Source organism: Tardiphaga sp. GW822-FHT04G09 (genome assembly GCF_058800725.1).
The window spans coordinates 616,198-634,816 of record NZ_JBXAMO010000001.1 but is presented as its reverse complement, the minus strand read 5'-3'; the positions used below and the strand labels follow the sequence as shown (position 1 = coordinate 634,816).

Genomic DNA, 18,619 nt, shown 5'->3' with positions numbered 1-18,619 from the left:
CGAGCCCTGCCATGGCCTATCTCGATGACCTCTTTGCAATGCTGACGCCCGGCGACCCGGACAGCTGGGCCGGACTCACCACGTCGGCGCTGGCCGGCGCCGCTGCGGCCCTGGCCGTCGCCATCCTGCTGAATCTCTATTTCCGGGCGCGGTATCGCTCGGTCCATGACGTGGTCCGACATGGTGTCGCCACGCTCGCCGTGCTGGGCCTGCTGGCCTTCGCCGCCACCGACATGCGCCACACGGCGCTGGGCTATCTCGGCATCAATCCGACCAGGCCCGCCGTCGAGTTTGAAATCCGCCTGCCCGATGCCGTCGCCGCGAAGATCAACGCGGAAGCCACGCAGATCGAGCTGCATACCGACCGCAATCAGGCGCTCGCGGCCATCAGCGAAGGCCCGACTTTCACGAGCAAAGGCGAGAGCATTCTCAAGGGTACGGTGCCGCTGAAATTTCGCACCACACAGCGCGTGATGATCGTGAATGTAGCCGGCGAAGCGCCATTGATCTTCAAGCTGCGGCTCGCCGCAAGCCCGAGCCATCAAGCTGAATTCAGCCCGTGGCATCTGGTCGATCAGGCGATCGCCTCAGCCAGTGCAGGCAGGACGGCCCGCACCGACGACGGCTATGCGATCAGGTATCGCGTGATCTGACCTTTTGGTCGCGCGAGCCATCTGACTGACATCCGAGACGGCTACACTCCCCGCCAAGGAGTTCCCGCCATGTCCGAATTCCGCTTGATCCAGATCACCGATACGCATCTCAGCGCAGGCTTTCCGCAATTCGTCGCAAATTTCCAGCGCGTCAGCGCGTTCATCGACGCGGCAAAGCCAGACCTCGTCATCAATAGTGGCGACGTTGCCTTCGATGGTCCGGGCCACCCCGATGACCTCACCTTCGCCAGATCACAGCATGACGCACTATCCATCGCCTGCCGCTACCTGCCGGGCAATCACGACATTGGCGACAATCCGACTCTGGTTGCCCCGCCGCCAAGCCAGCTGATTTCCGAGCAAAACCGGCAGGCCTTCGTGTCCGTCTTTGGTCACGATCACTGGCGCTTCAACGCGGCCGGCTGGTGTTTCATCGGTCTGAACTCGTTGATCATGAACAGCGGGCTCGCCTGCGAAGAGGAGCAGTTCGACTGGCTCGCCTCGCAACTGGCGGGCCTGAACGGACGACCGCTGGCGCTGTTCATCCACAAGCCGCTCTTTCTCAATGCCCCGGACGATCCGGAACTGGCCGCGACGTCGATCCGCTATGTCCCGATGCCGGCGCGCCGCCGTCTCATCGACCTGCTCGACCCTGTCGATCTGCGGCTCGTCGCCTGCGGCCATGTGCACCAGCGGCGCGACTACCGATGGCGCAGCACCCGGCACATCTGGGCGCCCTCGAGCAGTTTCATCATTCGTGCGGAGGACAAGCAGGAGACGATCGGCGTCAAGGAAGTCGGGCTCGTGGAATACAGTTTCCGGCCCGGCGGCTTTGAAGTTCGTCACCGCCGCGCGCCAGGGCAAACCGATATCGATCTGTTCACCGTCATCACTGCGGACGGCACAGCGCGCCCGCAGTGATGACGACCTGAAAGCCGTGTCGGCTTATGCCTTGTCTGGGCCGACGCGCACGAGCTGCTTGCCGAAGTTCTTCCCCTTCAGCAGGCCCATGAACGCCGTCGGCGCGTTGTCGAGGCCTTCGGTGACGTGTTCCTTGTACTTCACCTTGCCCTCGCGCACCCATTGCGACATGTCGCGCAGGAAGTCGCCATGCATCGACGCGAAGTCGCGCACGATGAAGCCGCGAATGTTGAGGCGCTTGGTGAGAACGTTGCGCATCATCGCGCCGGCCCATTTCGGCACTTCCGATGTCGTGTCGTTGTATTGCGCGATCAGCCCGCATACCGGAATGCGCGCGAAAAAATTCAGCAGCGGAAACACCGCCTCGAACACCGCACCGCCGACATTTTCGAAATACACATCGATGCCGCCCGGACATGCGGCCTTCAGCTTCGCCGGAAAATCCGGATCGCGATGATCGAGGCATTCGTCGAAGCCGAGCTCTTCCTTCACATAGCGGCACTTGTCGGCACCGCCGGCGATGCCGATCGCGCGTGCACCTTTGATCTTCGCAATCTGGCCGACAGCGGAGCCCACCGCGCCCGAGGCTGCGGCCACAACCACGGTCTCGCCGGGCTGTGGATTTCCGATAGCAAGCAGACCCGTATAAGCGGTCATACCCGGCATGCCGAGAATGCCGACAGCCGTTGAAATCGGCGCCAGCTTCGGATCGAGCTTGCGCAGACCCTTGCCGTCGGAGATCGCATGGGTTTGCCAGCCGGCATGGGCGAGCACGATATCGCCTTTGGCAAAGCCCGGATTGTTCGAGGCGATCACCTCGCACACCGTGCCGCCTTCCATCACGCCATCCACCGGCACCGGCGCGGCATAGGACGGACCGTCATTCATGCGGCCACGCATATAGGGATCGAGCGACAGCCAGATCGTGCGAAGCAGCACTTCGCCCTCACCCGGCGTCGGCAGCACATAATCCTCGACACGGAAATTCGATGGGCCGGGTTCACCGTGTGGGCGCGATGCGAGAACGACGCGTTTGGCTGCTGACATGGGTACTTCTCCGTTTGCTTTTCTTGATCGCAAAAAAATGCGGCGCGCGATGATCGCGCGCCGCACTCAAAACGTAAACCGGCAAATATCAGGCAGTGATCTTCGCCAAGACCTTGTCGAATGCTGCAGCTGCGCTGTCGAGATCCTTGAAGGACAGCCCGCCGTCGGCCGACTGCTTCTGCGCCGCCGTTGCCGTCGGGCGGATTTCAGCCACCGGCTTGCCGCCGTCGAGCATCGTCAGCGGTGCGATCACCTGAAATTCATGCGCCTCGATCGGCTGGTCCTTGAGCAGGAACACGCTAAGCGACGCGATATCCGTACCGCGGCGATAGGAGATGTAGCGATCCACTGCGACCGAGCCGTCGCGCTGCATGCCGCCGAGCTTGGCATGGCCATCGGAGCCGAGCAGCTTGTGCGCCTTGAAGCCCTTCACGCCTTCGGACTTCGCCTTGGCGGTCGCTTCGGAGAGATCGTATTTTTCGGCCATCGCCTTGCCGACGGTGGCGAGCTCGGCAGACATGTCGTGTTCGAACTGCTTGGCCTCGCTGCGCGGCTGGCCGATACGGCGCGGTTTGTCGGCATTGCGCTTGGCGAGTTCGGCGGTGCAGAGCTCGACCAATGCGGTGACCTCGCGGCGTGTGGCGTTCTCACGCAGGTTTTTCAGCTGCGCAGTGTCGAGAGCCGAGATGCGTTCGTCCGTCCATTCAATGGCCATGGTATCCAACGTTCTTTTCTGCAGGTGTTACGTCAACGACGTATCGAGATCATTCTCGGAAACAGCGTCACGGACGTCGCGCGAGGCTACGCCCCAGCGCCGGGTCTGTCCGGCCCTGGGAGAACTGTCCTTAAGGAAGACATGGCCGACAGCGCACGTGACGCGCGAACAATAGCGCGTTTTCGCCGATCTGTGGGGCTCAATTTAGGCAGCTATGCCTATGCGGCACTGCGATAACGCCGCATATCGTGCATATAGTTAAGCTCCGCCCGGATAATTCGGGCTTTCGCGGGTAATCGTCACGTCATGCACGTGGCTTTCGCGCAGTCCTGCGCTGGTGATGCGGACGAATTCGGCCTTGTCGTGGAATTCGGTCAGCGTCTTGGCACCGACATAGCCCATGGCGGCGCGCAGGCCGCCGGCGAGCTGGTGCATCACATTGGCCACCGGACCCTTGTACGGCACCTGGCCCTCGATGCCTTCCGGCACCAGCTTCAGCGTGTCCTTGATGTCCTGCTGGAAGTAGCGATCCGCCGACCCGCGCGCCATGGCGCCCACCGACCCCATGCCGCGATAGGCCTTGTAGGAGCGGCCCTGCCACAGGAACACTTCGCCCGGGGTTTCGTCGGTGCCCGCGAGCAGCGAACCGACCATCGCGATATCGGCACCGGCGGCGAGCGCCTTGGCGAGATCGCCGGAGAATTTGATACCGCCGTCCGCGATGACGGGAATGTTGTGCTTCTTGGTCGCTTCCACCGCATCCATGATCGCGGTGAGCTGCGGCACGCCGACGCCGGCGACGATGCGCGTGGTGCAGATCGAGCCCGGGCCGATACCAACCTTGATGGCGTCAGCGCCCGCATCGATCAGCGCCTGCGCGCCTTCGGTGGTGGCGATGTTACCCGCGATCACCTGCACGGAGTTGGAGATCTTCTTGATGCGCGTGACGGCTTCCAGCACGCGCATGGAATGACCATGCGCCGTGTCGACGACGACCACATCGACGCCGGCATCGATCAGGCGCTCGGTGCGCTCGAAACCGCCCTCGCCCACGGTGGTCGCAGCGGCGACGCGCAGACGGCCCTGCGCATCCTTGCTGGCCAGCGGATGCGCGACAGCCTTGTCCATGTCCTTCACGGTGATCAGGCCGACGCAACGATACTGATCGTCGACCACCAGCAGCTTCTCGATGCGATGCTTGTGAAGCATGCGCTTGGCTTCGTCCTGGCTGACGCCTTCCCGCACGGTGACGAGATTCTCGTGCGTCATCAGTTCGGAAATTTTCTGGTTCGGATTGCTGGCGAAGCGCACGTCGCGATTGGTGAGAATGCCGACCAGCTTGCCGGGAACGTCCTTGCTCGCGCCGGTGACGACGGGAATGCCGGAGAAGCCGTGCTCGCTCATCAGCGCCAGCGCTTCGGCAAGTTTGGCGTCGGGACCGATGGTGAGCGGATTCACCACCATGCCGGATTCGTATTTTTTCACCTGCCGGACCTGCGCGGCCTGGCCTTCCGGATCGAAGTTGCGGTGGATCACGCCGAGACCGCCGGCCTGCGCCATGGCGATCGCCATCTTGGCTTCGGTGACGGTATCCATCGCGGAGGCGATGATTGGAATGTTGAGCGGGATCGCGCGTGTCGCGAACGAGCGGATATCGGCGTCGGAAGGCAGGATGTCCGACAGGCCGGGCTTCAGCAGGACGTCATCGAACGTGAATGCTTCGCGGATCTTGTGAACGACTGCCATTGCCAACTCCATGCGGCGACCTCAGGGATCGCGGTAGAAACCTCTGGATGCACCAATTCGACGGCGGTGCGGGACACCGTCGTCGAATCTGAACCCACAAGTAGGATTGGCGGTGGTCGATAGCATGCTGCCCCGCGGAATCAAAGCGTTTGGCAGCCATGCGCAGGCTTTTTGGGACCGGCGGCACCGGGTATTGGTCCGCCGCCCGTCACGACTTCGTCATGCGCCAGCGTCGGTCGACAGCGCGATGTCCCTCTGGGCATCGAGCGCAGCAAGCCGCTCCACCAGCGCAGCGCGAACCATGGTGTAGGTGTCGCTGCCCAGCGCCAGCCGCCGCGGCGCCGGGCTGCGCGCCGCGCAGTCGATCATCGCCTGCGCCATTTTCGATGCGTCACCCACCACCGGAAACATATTGGCCGCGAAGGCCCGCCGGATCTCGCCGGCCGGCGTGGCGTCATAGGCCGGCTTCGGCGCCGCAGCGACAAGGCTGCTGCCGAACCCGGTCCGGGTCGCTCCCGGCTCAACCAGCGTCAGCGCGATGTTGAACGGGGCTACTTCCTGCGCGACGGCTTCTACGAAGCCCTCAACGCCCCATTTGCTGGCATGGTAGAGGCCGAGCGCCGGGAACGCGATCTGCCCACCGGCCGACGACAGCTGCAGGATCCGGCCGCCGCCCTGCGCCCGCAGATGCGGCAGCGCTGCGCGGATCACCTGGATCGAGCCGATCAGATTGGTATCGATCTGGTGCCGGATCTGGTCGTCGCTGACTTCCTCGCCGGCTCCCACCAGCCCGTAGCCGGCATTGTTGACGACGACGTCGATCCGGCCGAGTTCGGCAAAAGCGCGGTCCACGGTGCCGCGCACGGCGGCAGTGTCGGTAACATCGAGCGTGGCGGTCCAGAGCCGGTCGCCGTATCGCGCCTTCAGATCGTCCAGTGCGTGGACCTTGCGCAGCGTCGCCGCGACGAGGTCACCGCGCGCCAGCAATTGTTCGGTGAGCGCGCGGCCGAAGCCGGATGAGGTGCCGGTGATGAACCAGGTCGCGGCGGAATGCGTCATGGAAGTTCCTTGGAGACGGGCGCCGGTGCGGCGGCCTTCCCGATCAAGGTAGACGTCTCATTTCATGGGTATATACCATCAATTTTGTATGACTTGGTGAGAATTGCCCATGAATGAAAAGCCCTCGCTGGGCGACCTGACAGCGCTCGCCGCCATCACGGCCCATCGCAGTTTCCGCAAGGCGGCGGACGAGCTCGGCCTCAAGCCCTCGACGCTCAGCCACATGATGCGGGTGCTGGAGCAGAATCTCGGCGTGCGGCTGCTGAACCGGACCACCCGTAGCGTTTCTCCGACGGAAGCGGGCGCACGGCTCGTGTCCCGGCTACAGCCGGTGCTGCGCGACCTCGACGCGGCCCTGCAGGAAATCGACGATTTCCGCGGCCGCCCGAGCGGTACCCTGCGCATCAACAGCAGCGAACCGGCGGCCCGCAAGCTGATGGAAAAGGTGGTGCCGACCTTTCTGGCGCGCCATCCGGAGATGGCGCTCGATCTGGTCACCGAAGGCAGGCTCGTCGATATCGTCGCCGAGCGCTTCGATGCCGGCATCCGGCTCGGCGAAGCGGTGCCACGGGACATGATCGCAGTGCGGGTCGGCGGCGAAACGCGCTTCGTCGCGGTGGCCTCGAGAGCCTATCTGAAAAAACGCCCGCTACCGCGCACGCCGGACGATCTGAAGGACCACAGCTGCATCCGGCTGCGGTTGCCGAGCGGCAAACTGTATCGCTGGGAATTCGAAAAACACGGCCAGGAGCTGGAGATCGATGTGCCGGGCGCGCTAACGCTCGACAATGTCGGGCTGCTGATCGAGGCCGCAATCGACGGCCTCGGCATCGCCTATGTCCCGATCCATTCCGCGCAGCGCCATCTCGACGGCGGCCGCCTGGTCGCCGTGCTCGACGACTGGTGCCCGCCGATCCCCGGCGTGTTTCTGTACTATCCCGGTCACCGCCTCGTCCCGCCGGGACTGCGCGCCTTCATCGACGTGCTCAAGGAGGTTGGCTAGGCCCTTGCGCGCTATTGCCGACCGCAGCGGCCATCACGGACGTTTTAGAACCCCTCTCCCCCTGCCCGATGGCCGCTCCGGCGACATGATGTTAAAGCCCGCCTGCATAAGCCACCGACAGAGTCGCGACGATTTCGCCTGCCGAAATGATCGGGAACCAGAGATCTGATGACCAAAGAACGCCTGATCCCGCTCATCGTCGCCTCCGCTTTGTTCATGGAAAACATGGACTCCACGGTGATCGCGACCTCGCTGCCGGCGATTGCCGCCGATATCGGCACCAGTCCGCTGACGCTGAAGCTGGCGATCACCTCCTACCTGCTCTCGCTCGCGGTGTTCATTCCGGCCTCCGGCTGGACCGCCGACCGGTTCGGCGCACGCGCTGTGTTCTCCATCGCCATCGGCGTGTTCATGATCGGCTCGATTGGCTGCGCGCTGTCGCAATCGGTCACGCATTTCGTCATCGCCCGCATCATCCAGGGCCTCGGCGGCGCCATGATGACGCCGGTGGGACGCCTCGTGCTCTTGCGCTCCATCGACAAGAGCGCGCTCGTCAGTGCCATGGCCTGGATGACGGTGCCGGCGCTGATCGGCCCGGTGATCGGACCGCCGCTGGGCGGCTTCATCACCACCTATTTCTCGTGGCACTGGATCTTCCTGATCAATATTCCGATCGGCTGCCTCGGCATTTATCTGGCGTTGCGCTTTATCGATCCGATCCGCTCGGAGGATCCGGAGCGCTTCGATCTGCTGGGTCTGGTGCTGGCCGGCGTCGGCCTCGCCGGCATCGCCTTCGGCCTCTCGGTCGCCGGCCTCAATCTGCTGCCATGGCCCATCGTTGCCGCGCTGGTCGGCATCGGCACGGTGTCGATGACCCTCTACGTGATCCACGCCCGGCGCACCGCGTCCCCGGTGCTGGATTTCTCGCTGATGCGGCTGGTGACCTTGCGCGCCGCCATCATCGGCGGCTTCCTGTTCCGGCTCGGCATCGGCGCGTTGCCTTTCCTGCTGCCGCTATTGATGCAGGTCGGCTTCGGCCTGTCGCCGTTCCAGTCGGGCATGGTGACCTTCGGCTCGGCGGTGGGCGCCATGGGCATGAAGACGCTTGCGGCGCGTATCATCCGCGCCTTCGGCTTCCGCAATGTGATGACCGTCAACGCCGTGGTGAGTTCAGTGTTTCTCGCCGCCTGTGCGCTGTTCACGGTGACCACGCCGCTGATGCTGATCCTGATTATCCTGGTGGTCGGCGGTTTCTTCCGCTCGCTCGAATTCACCGCGATCAACACGGTCGCCTATGCCGAAGTGGAGACGGCACAGATGAGCCGCGCCACCACGCTGGTCAGCGTCAACCAGCAGCTGTCGATCTCCGCCGGCGTCGCGATCGGTGCATTCTCGGTGGAATCCACCATGCTGATGCGCGGCATGACCGAATTGTCGGCCGCCGATTTTGCACCGGCCTTCCTTGTGGTGTCCGTGATCTCGGCAGCCTCGGCCTGGTTCTTCTGGCAGATGCCGGACGACGCCGGCCATGAAATCTCCGGCCGCAAGGTGATCGATATCGCCAGCCGCAAGGGCGAGGCAAAAGCCGCCGTCAAAGCGGCCAGCGAAGGCACCGCGGATGCCAGGGATCAAAAGCTGGGGTGAGTTGTGACGCGCTTGCAATGGGCCATAGGTCTCGCCGCGATCGTTCTCGCGATCATCGCAGGCGTCATGTCGTTCGATTATGTGAACAGGCGATTTCCGGAAAAGCCTGCGCCGACTGAACAAGCGACCGCGCAGGAAACCCGCAAACAGACCGACGACGCTCCTGCGCCTGCTCCGACCACCGAGCCCGTTCCCGCCCCCACTAAACCTGCAAGCGCCTGTGTCGAGCGTGATGGATCGTGGCGCAACTGGTCGTGGCCGAACGTGCCAATGCTGTCGCCGAAATGCGAGAACGGGAGCAAGGGCGCCAAACCGTAGGATGGGTAGAGCAAAGCGAAACCCATCCTCTATGTGTAAGTCACGATGGGTTTCGCTTTGCTCTACCCATCCTACTTATTAGTTGTCGTGCTCACCGAGCCGGTGATCACCTGCCACCCCGCGAAAGCCCATCGCCAGCACGTAGCGCTCCGACGAGTCCTTGCGGCTCGCGGCCGGCTTCACATGCTTCACCGTTGCGAAGTCGCGCTTCAACTGCGTCATCAGCGTGGCGTCGGCGCCGCTCTGGAACACCTTGGCGACGAATGTGCCGCCGGGCTTGAGTACGTCGGCGGCGAAGGCCGCAGCATCCTCGACCAGCCCGACGATACGCAGCTGATCGGTCTTGCGGTGACCGGTGGTGTTGGCTGCCATGTCGGACATCACGACGTCGGCGAGCCCGCCCATCATCGCTTTCAGTCGGTCGGGCGCATCATTGTCGAGAAAGTCCATCTGGGCGAAGGTCACGCCGATGATCTCCGGCATTTCCAGGAGATCGATGGCCACCACCTGCCCCTTGCCTTCGGCGGAGCCGACGCGCCGCGCGGCGATCTGGCTCCAGCCACCCGGGGCCGCGCCGAGATCCACCACCGACAGGCCGGGCTTCAGGAAGCGGTACTTGTCGTCGATCTCGATGATCTTGTAGGCCGCGCGCGAACGCAGGCCGTCCTTCTTGGCCTGCTGCACATAGGGATCATTGAGCTGACGGTCGAGCCAGAGCTTCGACGACAGTTTCATTCTGCCGGCGCTCTTGACCTGGATCCGCAGGCGTCCGGTGGTGTCTTTGGCCATGGTCTCGTGCTTGCTTTCAGCTATTCGCGCTTCCCTTAGCACGGCATGGCGGGAAACCCGAATATTCGTGCTCAATCGCGAAAATCAGGCTCAGGACGCGCGGATCGCGCCGTCCTCGCGCATCATTTCCACCAGCATGCCCTCGCGCAGCCCCCGGTCGGCGACGCGCAGCCGCGGCAACGGGAACGCGTTGCGGATGGCGTCCAGAATGGCGCAGCCGCACAGCACCAGATCGGCCCGGTCCGGGCCGATGCACTGGTTGGCGGCGCGTTCCGCATAGGTCATGTCGAGCAGCCTCGCGATGGTCTCGTCGAGTTCGCCATTGCTGAGCCAGATGCCGTCGATGCGGCGGCGATCGTAGCGCGCGAGTCCCTGATAGACGCCGGCCAGTGTGGTCACCGTGCCGGAGGTGCCCAGCATGTGCATCCCGTCGAGATCCTCCGCATGTTCCGCCGCGAATGGCGCCACGTGTTTGGCGACCTCCGCGATCATCTGCGTGTAGCTGTCCCGGGTGACATGCTTGCCGCCGAATTTCTCTGCCAGCGTCACCACACCGAGCGGGATCGACATCCACGCCTTGATCAGCGGCTTGCCATTGGGATCCGTCGGATCGCGCTCGATGCGCACCAGTTCCGACGAGCCGCCGCCAATATCGAACAGGATGGCACCGCGCCCTTGCGGATCAATCAGCGGCGAACAGCCGATAACGGCCAGGGCCGCTTCGGTCTCGCGGTCGATGATCTCCAGCGTGATGCCGGTCTCGCGCGCCACCTGGTCGAGAAAAGCGTCCGAATTCGACGCCGCGCGGCAGGCTTCCGTCGCGATCAGCCGGAGCCGCTGCGCGTCACGGGCGCGAATCTTGTCGCGGCAGACGCTGAGCGCCGAGATCGCCCGGGCAATCGCCGCGTCGCTGATGACGCCGGAGGTCGAGACGCCCTCGCCCAGCCGGATGATCCGCGAAAACGAATCGACCACGCGAAAACTGTCGCCCGTGGGACAGGCGATCAGCAGGCGGCAATTATTGGTTCCGAGATCGAGCGCGGCATAGGTGTTGGCGCATGCGGCTTCGCGCGCGCCGTCGGCCATAGCTGCAACCAATCCCTGCACACCCTCGCCCGGCCGAGCGTTGTCCACTTCATGGCCGCCGCGAAGCCGCGTGTCATCATCCATTCAATCTGTCTTTCCGCGACCGCTCCGGCCGAGATGGAAATATTCTTTCACGGAAAGTTTAGCAGGGCACAGGATCGGCGCAACCTTGGCGCAGCCCCATGCCCAAACGTCCGTTGTCCTACAGCTAACGCCGCCTTATCTGAGGGGGCCGCAGAGACGCCAGACCGCGCCAAATCCTGAAATCATCCATATTTGACGGATTCACCATGCAAGATTTTACCGGCTCGCCCGTCGACAACACGATCGCCATGCAGAAATACGGGGTCGGCCAGCCGGTGCGGCGCAAGGAAGACGACACCCTCGTTCGTGGCAAAGGTAAATACACCGACGATATGAACCTGCCCGGCCAGCTCTATGCCTGGATCGTCCGCAGTCCCCATGCCCATGGCGTGATCCGCGGCATCGACACCGAGGCCGCCAGGGCGATGCCCGGTGTCCGCGGCATCTGGACCGGACGGGATCTCGACGCCGCCAATTATGGCCCCTTCACCTGCGGCCTGCCGCTCAAGAACCAGGACGGCACCCCGCTGTTCCAGACCAATCGCCATGCACTGATGACCGACAAGGTGCGCTATGTCGGCGACCCCGTCGCCTTCGTGGTGGCCGAGACAGTCGCCCAGGCGCGCGATGCTGCCGAAGCCGTCGTCCTCGACATCGACGCGCTGCCCGCCGTCACCGATTGCGAGGCCGCGACCAGGCCCGGCGCACCGCAGCTCTACGACCACATCCCTGACAATGTCGCGCTCGACTATCACTATGGCGACACGGCTGCCGTCGAGGCCGCCTTTGCGTCGGCTGCGCATGTCACGAAGCTCGACATCGAGAATACCCGCGTCGCCGTGGTGTCGATGGAACCGCGCTGCGCGCTCGCCACCTATGAGAAGTCCGCCGGCCGCTACGTGATCCAGGTGCCGACCCAGGGTGTCGCCGGCAACCGCAATACGCTGGCCAAGCAGCTCAATGTCGCCCCCGACAAGGTCCGCATCCTCACCGGCAATGTCGGCGGATCGTTCGGCATGAAGAATATCAGCTATCCCGAATATATCTGCCTGCTGCATGCCGCGAAGGAACTGGGCAAACCGGTGAAGTGGCTCGACGAGCGCTCCTCCAGCTTCCTCTCCGACAGTCAGGGCCGCGCCCAGGACATTCACGCCGAACTCGCCCTCGACAAGGACGGCAGGTTTCTCGCCGTGCGCCTGAAAGGCTACGGCAATCTCGGCGCTTACATCACCGGCGTCTCGCCGAGCCCGCTGTCGCTCAACACCGGCAAGAATCTCGCCAGCGTCTACAAGACGCCGCTGCTGTCAGTCGACATCAAATGCGTGCTCACCAACACCACGCTGATGGGCGCCTATCGCGGTGCCGGACGCCCCGAAGCGAACTACTTCATGGAACGGCTGATCGACCGCGCCGCCGACGAGATGGGCATTGACCGCTTCACACTGCGCAAGCGCAACTTCATCAAGCCATCACAACTGCCCTTCGCGGCGGCCTCCGGCGTTACCTATGACAGCGGCGATTTCCAGGGCGTGTTCGAGAAGGCGCTGGCAATTTCCGATCACGCCGGCTTTGCCAAACGCAAGAAGGACAGCCGCAAGAACGGCAAGCTGCGCGGCATTGCGGTGGGCTCCTATCTCGAAGTCACCGCGCCCCCCTCAGGCGAACTCGGCAAGGTCACATTCGGCGAAGACGGCACCGTGACGCTGACCACCGGCACGCTGGATTACGGCCAGGGCCACGCGACGCCCTTCGCGCAGGTGCTGTCGGCGCAGCTCGGTGTGCCGTTCGACGCCATCCGGCTCCAACAGAACGACAGCGACCTCGTCCGCATGGGCAATGGCACCGGCGGCTCGCGTTCGATCACTGCATCGGGCCAGGCCATCGTCGAAGCCTCAGATCTCGTCATCGCCAAGGGCAAGGCCGCGGCCGCGCATCTGTTAGAGGCATCCGAAGCCGATATCGAATTCAAGGCCGGCCGCTTCACCATTGCCGGCACCGACCGCTCCATCGACATCATGGAACTGTCGCAGCGTGTGCGCGAGGGCAAGATGCCGGACGGCGTGCCGTCATCGCTCGACGTCGACCACACCTCATCGGATGTGCCCTCGACCTTCCCGAATGGCTGTCATGTCGCCGAAGTCGAGATCGATCCCGACACCGGCGTGCTGACCATCGTCAATTACGCGGCGGTCAACGACTTCGGGACCATCGTCAATCCGATGATCGTCGCCGGCCAGTTGCATGGCGGCGTCGCCCAGGGCCTCGGCCAGGCGCTGATGGAGAAGGTCAGCTACGACGCGTCGGGCCAGCCGATCACCGGCTCCTTCATGGATTATGCCATGCCGCGCGCCGGCGACATTCCGCTGATGCTGGTCGGCGATCATCCCTCGCCGGGAACGACCAACCCGCTGGGCACCAAGGGCTGCGGCGAAGCCGGTTGCGCCGGCTCACTCTGCACCATCGTCAATGCGGTGGTCGACGCGCTCAGCGACTATGGCGTCACCCATATCGACATGCCGCTGACCCCGGAACGCATCTGGCGCGCGATCCAGGACGGCAAGCAGAGCAAGGCGGCGTAAAAGTCGGACATGTCGAGCAAGGCAGCCGTAGGATGGGGTGAGCGTCTTCGCGAAACCCATCAATGGCATTCGATGTCGTTGATGGGTTTCGCTCCGGCGCGATGCGCCTCCGCTCTACCCATCCGACACCCTAGCTCTTCGTCCCGTATTTCCGCGCGAAATCCCGCCCGGAGCGCGCGATGCAGACTGCAGCCTGCCCCTGATACATCGAGCCTTCATTCTTCTCCGCGATCTTGTTGCACTTGGCGCGGGCCTTCTCATAGGCGGCCTTCGTGGCAACGGCCGCCTTGGGCAAGAAGCGCGGTTCGCATTTCGACAGAACAATGTCGGACAGCGCATTATCGCCGGACGAACCGAGCTGGCAGAGTTCGAGAAGCCGGTATGCGCCTTCGCAGCTGAACTCGGTGTTCATGGCAGCGGTGACGGCCTGGGCGTAACCGCCGGCTTTCGTGATGGCGGCATCGGAGACCGGGCATCGTTCGGCGGCCGAGGCCGGTGCGGTGAAGGCAATTAAAATAGCTGCAATTGCCGAGAAACTGGTGACCCTGATCATTCCGATTAGCCCCTGAGCGAACATCTGACGCCGCAACATAGCAAGATGCCGCAGGATGGGTAGAGCGAAGCGAAACCCATCACCGCACGATCAACGCTCACCAAAATCATGTTCAGCGCTCGTGCCCTCTCCACCCCAATCGTCCGGATACACTCCCGAACGAACCATACGTGCGAAAGACGAATACGGCCAATCGCGAACACGACGTACATGACCGTGCTTGACCGGATTGAAATGAATATAGTCGCAGTGGCGCTCGAAATCGGTTTCGTCCCGCAGCGTGTGCTCCCAGAAACGCCGCTGCCAGATGCCCCGTTCGCCTTTGGCGATGCGGCTATTCGAGATCATTTCATCTGCCGGCAACGCCCGCGAGAACGAAGCCTTGATTTGCCGCCAGCGTGTTGAAAAATCTGAATCATTCTCCGGCAATGTCCAGATTGCGTGGAGATGTTCAGGCAGAATTACAACGGCATCCATGACGAATGGATGCCGTTGCTGCACGTCGCGAAAAGCGTTGCGGAGCGCATCGATACGGTCAATCAGCAGCGATGAATGACGGTCGTTGAGCGTGACCGTAAAGAAATAACAGCCGCCGTGCTGGAAATTACGTCGATACTCCGTCATCGCAGCACTGCCGTGAGGTGATGGGTTTCGCTACGCTCTACCCATCCTACACAAGGCCAACAGTTCGCAGAAAGAAAAATCCCGCGGCAGGCGCCGCGGGATGATGCGATTGTAGGATGGGTAGAGCGAAGCGAAACCCATCAGAGCTAGACAAAAGCGAGGATGGGTTTCGCTCCGGCGCTCCGCGCCTGCGCTCTGCCCATCCTGCGCCCTTCAATGCGCCAGGATCGCCAGCAGCAACAGCGCCACGATATTGGTGATCTTGATCATCGGATTCACCGCAGGGCCCGCCGTGTCCTTGTAGGGATCGCCGACAGTGTCACCGGTCACCGCGGCTTTATGGGCGTCGGAGCCCTTGCCGCCGAAATGGCCGTCCTCGATATACTTCTTGGCATTGTCCCAGGCGCCGCCGCCCGAGGTCATCGAGATCGCCACGAACAGACCCGTGACGATCACGCCGAGCAGCATCGCGCCGACCGCCGAGAATGCCGCCGACTTGCCGACGGCGCCGCCCCCGGCAATGGCGTAGATGATGAAGTACACGACGATCGGCGACAGCACCGGCAGCAGCGACGGGATGATCATTTCCTTGATCGCGGCCTTGGTCAGCAGATCCACCGCGCGGCCGTAATCCGGCTTGTCGGTGCCCTGCATGATGCCCGGCTTCTCACGGAACTGACGACGCACTTCCTCGACGATGGCCGAGGCCGCACGGCCCACGGCCGTCATGCCCATCGCACCGAACAGGTATGGCAGCAGACCGCCGAACAGCAGACCGACCACCACATAGGGATTGTTCAGCGAGAAGTCCGGCAGCACGCCCTGGAAGTAGGGATACTTCGCGGCATTGGCGATGAAGAATTTGAGATCTTCATTGTAGGCCGCGAACAGCACCAGTGCGCCGAGACCCGCCGAGCCGATGGCATAACCCTTGGTAACGGCCTTGGTGGTATTGCCGACAGCGTCGAGCGCGTCGGTGGCCTTGCGGACTTCCTTTGGCAGACCGGCCATTTCGGCAATGCCGCCGGCATTGTCGGTGACCGGACCGAAGGCGTCGAGCGCCACGATCATGCCGGCCAGCGCCAGCATCGTCGTGGTGGCAATCGCGATACCGAACAGACCCGCGAGGCTGTAGGTGACGAGAATGCCGGCGATGATGACGATCGCCGGACCCGCCGTCGCCTCCATCGAGATCGCCAGACCCTGGATCACATTGGTGCCGTGGCCGGTGACCGACGACTGCGCGATGGACTTCACCGGCCGATAGTCGGTGCCGGTGTAGTATTCGGTGATCACGATGATCAGTGCCGTGACGACGAGGCCGGCGACGCCGCATTCGAACAGCGCCAGACCCGTATATTTCACGCCGGCCAGCGGACCGAAACCGATCAGCCAGTAGATCACGGCGGCAACGCCGAACAGTGACAACACGCCGGTGGCGATCAGGCCCTTGTACAGCGCCCCCATGATCGACTGGCTGGCACCGAGCTTGACGAAGAACGTGCCGGCAATCGAGGTCAGGATGCAGATGCCGCCAATGGCGAGCGGCAGCGTCATCATGTTGACCAGCAATGGCGAGCTCGCGAAGAAGATCGCGGCCAGCACCATGGTGGCGACCGCGGTCACCGCATAGGTCTCGAACAAGTCGGCGGCCATGCCGGCGCAGTCGCCGACATTGTCGCCCACATTGTCGGCGATCGTCGCCGGGTTGCGCGGATCGTCTTCGGGAATACCGGCTTCGACCTTGCCGACGAGATCGCCGCCGACGTCAGCCCCCTTGGTGAAGATGCCGCCGCCAAGACGCGCGAAGATCGAGATCAGCGACGCGCCGAAGCCGAGCGCCACCAGCGCATCGATCACGGTGCGGCTGTTGGCCGCGAGGCCCAGGAAGTGCGTGAGATAGGCGAAGTAGATGGTGACGCCGAGCAGCGCCAGACCCGCCACCAGCATGCCGGTGATGGCACCGGCCTTGAAGGCGAGTTCGAGGCCGCCGGCCAGCGAGATGGTCGCCGCCTGCGCGGTGCGGACATTGGCCCGCACCGACACGTTCATGCCGATGAAGCCGGCTGCACCCGACAGCACGGCGCCGATCAGAAAGCCGAATGCGACCAGCGTGCCGAGGAAGTAGGCCAGCAGCGCAAAGATCACGACGCCGACGATGCCGATGGTGAGATATTGTCGCTTCAGATAGGCCTGTGCGCCCTCCCGCACGGCCTCTGCAATTTCCTGCATCCGTGCGTTACCCGCATCGGCCTTCAACACAGAACTCGTCGCCCAGATCGCGTAAACGATCGACAGTGCCCCGCAGAGCACGATCACCCACAATGCTGTCATGGAATCTGCCTCAGTCCTTCCTGCCCGGCGCCTTGTTATTTGGCGCATAAAAAGGAGGCCTGCCCAGCACGTGAGGACGGCCTCTCGTTTGACGAGCATGGCAAAATCGGTACCTGCGTGCAACGCTGCCAAAGGGCTAATGCAGGATTTTTGGAGGAGCTCTTAACCTCTCCCCGCTCTGCGCGGGGAGAGGTCGATCCGGCGTAGCGCAGCGAAGCCGGGTCGGGTGAGGGGCATGGCAATAGCCGCTCTCCAAACGCGGCAGTGTCGGATCGCCACCTTCGGAACCGATAGTCCGCGTTCGCCGCCCCCTCTTGCCCCGCCCCTCACCCGCCGCGAAGACGCGGCGACCTCTCCCCGCGCAAGATGCGGGGAGAGGTTAGCTCCGCGCTTGCAGGAACGGTGAGGCTAGTCAGAAGTGGCTGTAGGACAGGCGCTTCAAGACGATGTCCCTGCCCGCCTGGTCGACAAGGCGCGGCGGCGACGCACCTGCAACAATCGTCCCGATGACAGTGACCGGCACGCCCGTTTGCTGTACAGCCTGCGCGAAGGCAGGCATATGATTCTCGGCAATGGTGCAGAGGATTTCGTAGTCGTCGCCGCCGGCGACGAGGGTTTCGAGACCAACCACGCCGCGATCCAGAAGCACCTTGGCCGAAGCCGACAGCGGAATGGCCGATGCATCGATGACGGCCGACACACCGGACACGGCACACAGCTTGGCGAGATCGCCGGCCAATCCGTCGGAGACATCCATCGATGCCGTCGCGAAATCGCGCACCGCCAAAGCCAGCGCGTTGCGCGGCTGCGGAACGCGATAGCGCGTCACGAGCGCGTCACGCGCCTTGCTGTCATCAGCCAGCGCCGTCGCGACCGCGCCGCCCTTCAGCGCCCCAAGGCCGAGCGCGGCATCGCCGATCGTGCCACTCACGATCACGCGGTCACCGACCGCTGCTCCCTGGCGTCGGACCATGCGTCCCTCCGGCACGCGGCCGAACGCAGTCACGGAAACCATCAGCGGTCCCGGCGTCGAGACAGTATCGCCGCCAAGCAGCGCGCATCCGAATGTCGCAATGTCTTCGCCCAGTCCACGCGCGAATTCGGTGAGCCATGCCTCATCATGCGCCCGCAGCGCCAGGGTCAGCACGAAGCCGGCCGGCGTCGCGCCCTTGGCGGCGAGGTCCGAGAGGTTCACCCGCAGTGCCTTGCGTGCGACGGTGTCGGGGGGATCGTCGGGGAGAAAATGCACGCCTTCGACAATGGCGTCGGTATTGACGACGATATCCTCGCCGTCAGCCTTCAGCACTGCGGAGTCGTCGGTCAGCCCGAACGCGCCGGGATCAGTCGCGAGCGGCTTGAAGTAGCTGAAGATCAGGGTGTCTTCGCCGGAGGTCATGCTCAACGTCTCCACCTCAGTCAGTCATCGCCGGGTTGAGCAAGAGCGCATGGTGCGTAGGATGGGTA

General features: G+C 63.5%; 16 protein-coding genes. 6 read left to right on the top strand and 10 right to left on the bottom strand.

The window, feature by feature from the left end; genetic code table 11:
- Positions 1-11 precede the first annotated feature (11 nt).
- On the top strand, positions 12-653 hold the full coding sequence (locus AC1RLZ_RS03020) for an acriflavin resistance protein (protein ID WP_493187400.1): 642 nt from the start codon (positions 12-14) through the stop codon (positions 651-653).
- Positions 654-722: 69 nt separating this feature from the next.
- A complete protein-coding gene (locus tag AC1RLZ_RS03015; protein ID WP_493187399.1) occupies positions 723-1,574 on the top strand; it encodes a metallophosphoesterase family protein in 852 nt (283 codons plus the stop codon).
- Between the two features lie 24 nt (positions 1,575-1,598).
- On the opposite strand, the gene curA is transcribed toward AC1RLZ_RS03015, so the two are convergent.
- The 4 genes from curA to AC1RLZ_RS02995 form a co-directional block, all read right to left on the bottom strand.
- On the bottom strand, positions 1,599-2,621 hold the full coding sequence (gene curA, locus AC1RLZ_RS03010; protein ID WP_493187398.1) for an NADPH-dependent curcumin/dihydrocurcumin reductase: 1,023 nt from the start codon (positions 2,619-2,621) through the stop codon (positions 1,599-1,601).
- 88 nt (positions 2,622-2,709) lie between these two features.
- Positions 2,710-3,336, bottom strand: coding sequence for a hypothetical protein (locus tag AC1RLZ_RS03005; RefSeq protein WP_493187397.1), 627 nt, complete (start codon positions 3,334-3,336; stop codon positions 2,710-2,712).
- Positions 3,337-3,594: 258 nt separating this feature from the next.
- Positions 3,595-5,082, bottom strand: a complete 1,488-nt coding sequence (gene guaB, locus AC1RLZ_RS03000; protein ID WP_371424185.1) for an IMP dehydrogenase — start codon at positions 5,080-5,082, stop codon at positions 3,595-3,597.
- A 219-nt stretch (positions 5,083-5,301) separates the two neighbouring features.
- Complete coding sequence (locus AC1RLZ_RS02995) at positions 5,302-6,141, bottom strand: SDR family oxidoreductase (protein WP_493187396.1); 840 nt, start codon at positions 6,139-6,141, stop codon at positions 5,302-5,304.
- A 109-nt stretch (positions 6,142-6,250) separates the two neighbouring features.
- Between AC1RLZ_RS02995 and AC1RLZ_RS02990 the strand changes: the two genes are divergently transcribed.
- The 3 genes from AC1RLZ_RS02990 (at position 6,251) to AC1RLZ_RS02980 (ending at position 9,106) form a co-directional block, all read left to right on the top strand.
- Positions 6,251-7,144, top strand: coding sequence for a LysR family transcriptional regulator (locus AC1RLZ_RS02990; protein WP_493187395.1), 894 nt, complete (start codon positions 6,251-6,253; stop codon positions 7,142-7,144).
- A gap of 168 nt (positions 7,145-7,312) precedes the next feature.
- Complete coding sequence (locus tag AC1RLZ_RS02985; protein ID WP_184517596.1) at positions 7,313-8,788, top strand: MFS transporter; 1,476 nt, start codon at positions 7,313-7,315, stop codon at positions 8,786-8,788.
- A 3-nt stretch (positions 8,789-8,791) separates the two neighbouring features.
- A complete protein-coding gene (locus AC1RLZ_RS02980; RefSeq protein WP_493187394.1) occupies positions 8,792-9,106 on the top strand; it encodes a hypothetical protein in 315 nt (104 codons plus the stop codon).
- Positions 9,107-9,184: 78 nt separating this feature from the next.
- Here the strand turns inward: AC1RLZ_RS02980 and AC1RLZ_RS02975 are convergent, their stop codons facing one another.
- Both AC1RLZ_RS02975 and AC1RLZ_RS02970 read right to left on the bottom strand, forming a co-directional pair.
- The gene (locus AC1RLZ_RS02975; protein WP_493187393.1) at positions 9,185-9,895 is read right to left on the bottom strand and encodes an RlmE family RNA methyltransferase; all 711 of its coding nucleotides are present in this window, start codon (positions 9,893-9,895) and stop codon (positions 9,185-9,187) included.
- A gap of 90 nt (positions 9,896-9,985) precedes the next feature.
- On the bottom strand, positions 9,986-11,065 hold the full coding sequence (locus tag AC1RLZ_RS02970; protein ID WP_493187392.1) for a Ppx/GppA phosphatase family protein: 1,080 nt from the start codon (positions 11,063-11,065) through the stop codon (positions 9,986-9,988).
- Positions 11,066-11,271: 206 nt separating this feature from the next.
- On the opposite strand from AC1RLZ_RS02970, the gene AC1RLZ_RS02965 reads away from it, so the two are divergent.
- On the top strand, positions 11,272-13,644 hold the full coding sequence (locus tag AC1RLZ_RS02965; protein ID WP_493187391.1) for a xanthine dehydrogenase family protein molybdopterin-binding subunit: 2,373 nt from the start codon (positions 11,272-11,274) through the stop codon (positions 13,642-13,644).
- 130 nt (positions 13,645-13,774) lie between these two features.
- On the opposite strand, the gene AC1RLZ_RS02960 is transcribed toward AC1RLZ_RS02965, so the two are convergent.
- The 4 genes from AC1RLZ_RS02960 to thiL all read right to left on the bottom strand — a co-directional run bounded on the left by AC1RLZ_RS02960 (position 13,775) and on the right by thiL (position 18,551).
- Positions 13,775-14,197 (bottom strand): hypothetical protein, encoded by a 423-nt coding sequence (locus tag AC1RLZ_RS02960; RefSeq protein ID WP_493187390.1) that lies wholly within the window; start codon positions 14,195-14,197, stop codon positions 13,775-13,777.
- A 90-nt stretch (positions 14,198-14,287) separates the two neighbouring features.
- Positions 14,288-14,821: an REP-associated tyrosine transposase gene (locus AC1RLZ_RS02955; RefSeq protein WP_493187389.1), complete on the bottom strand. Its 534-nt coding sequence runs from the start codon at positions 14,819-14,821 to the stop codon at positions 14,288-14,290.
- A gap of 213 nt (positions 14,822-15,034) precedes the next feature.
- Positions 15,035-17,155 (bottom strand): sodium-translocating pyrophosphatase, encoded by a 2,121-nt coding sequence (locus AC1RLZ_RS02950; protein WP_493187388.1) that lies wholly within the window; start codon positions 17,153-17,155, stop codon positions 15,035-15,037.
- A gap of 412 nt (positions 17,156-17,567) precedes the next feature.
- Entirely contained in the window at positions 17,568-18,551 is a 984-nt protein-coding gene (thiL, locus tag AC1RLZ_RS02945; RefSeq protein ID WP_493187387.1) for a thiamine-phosphate kinase, read from the bottom strand.
- Between the last annotated feature and the right edge of the window lie 68 nt (positions 18,552-18,619).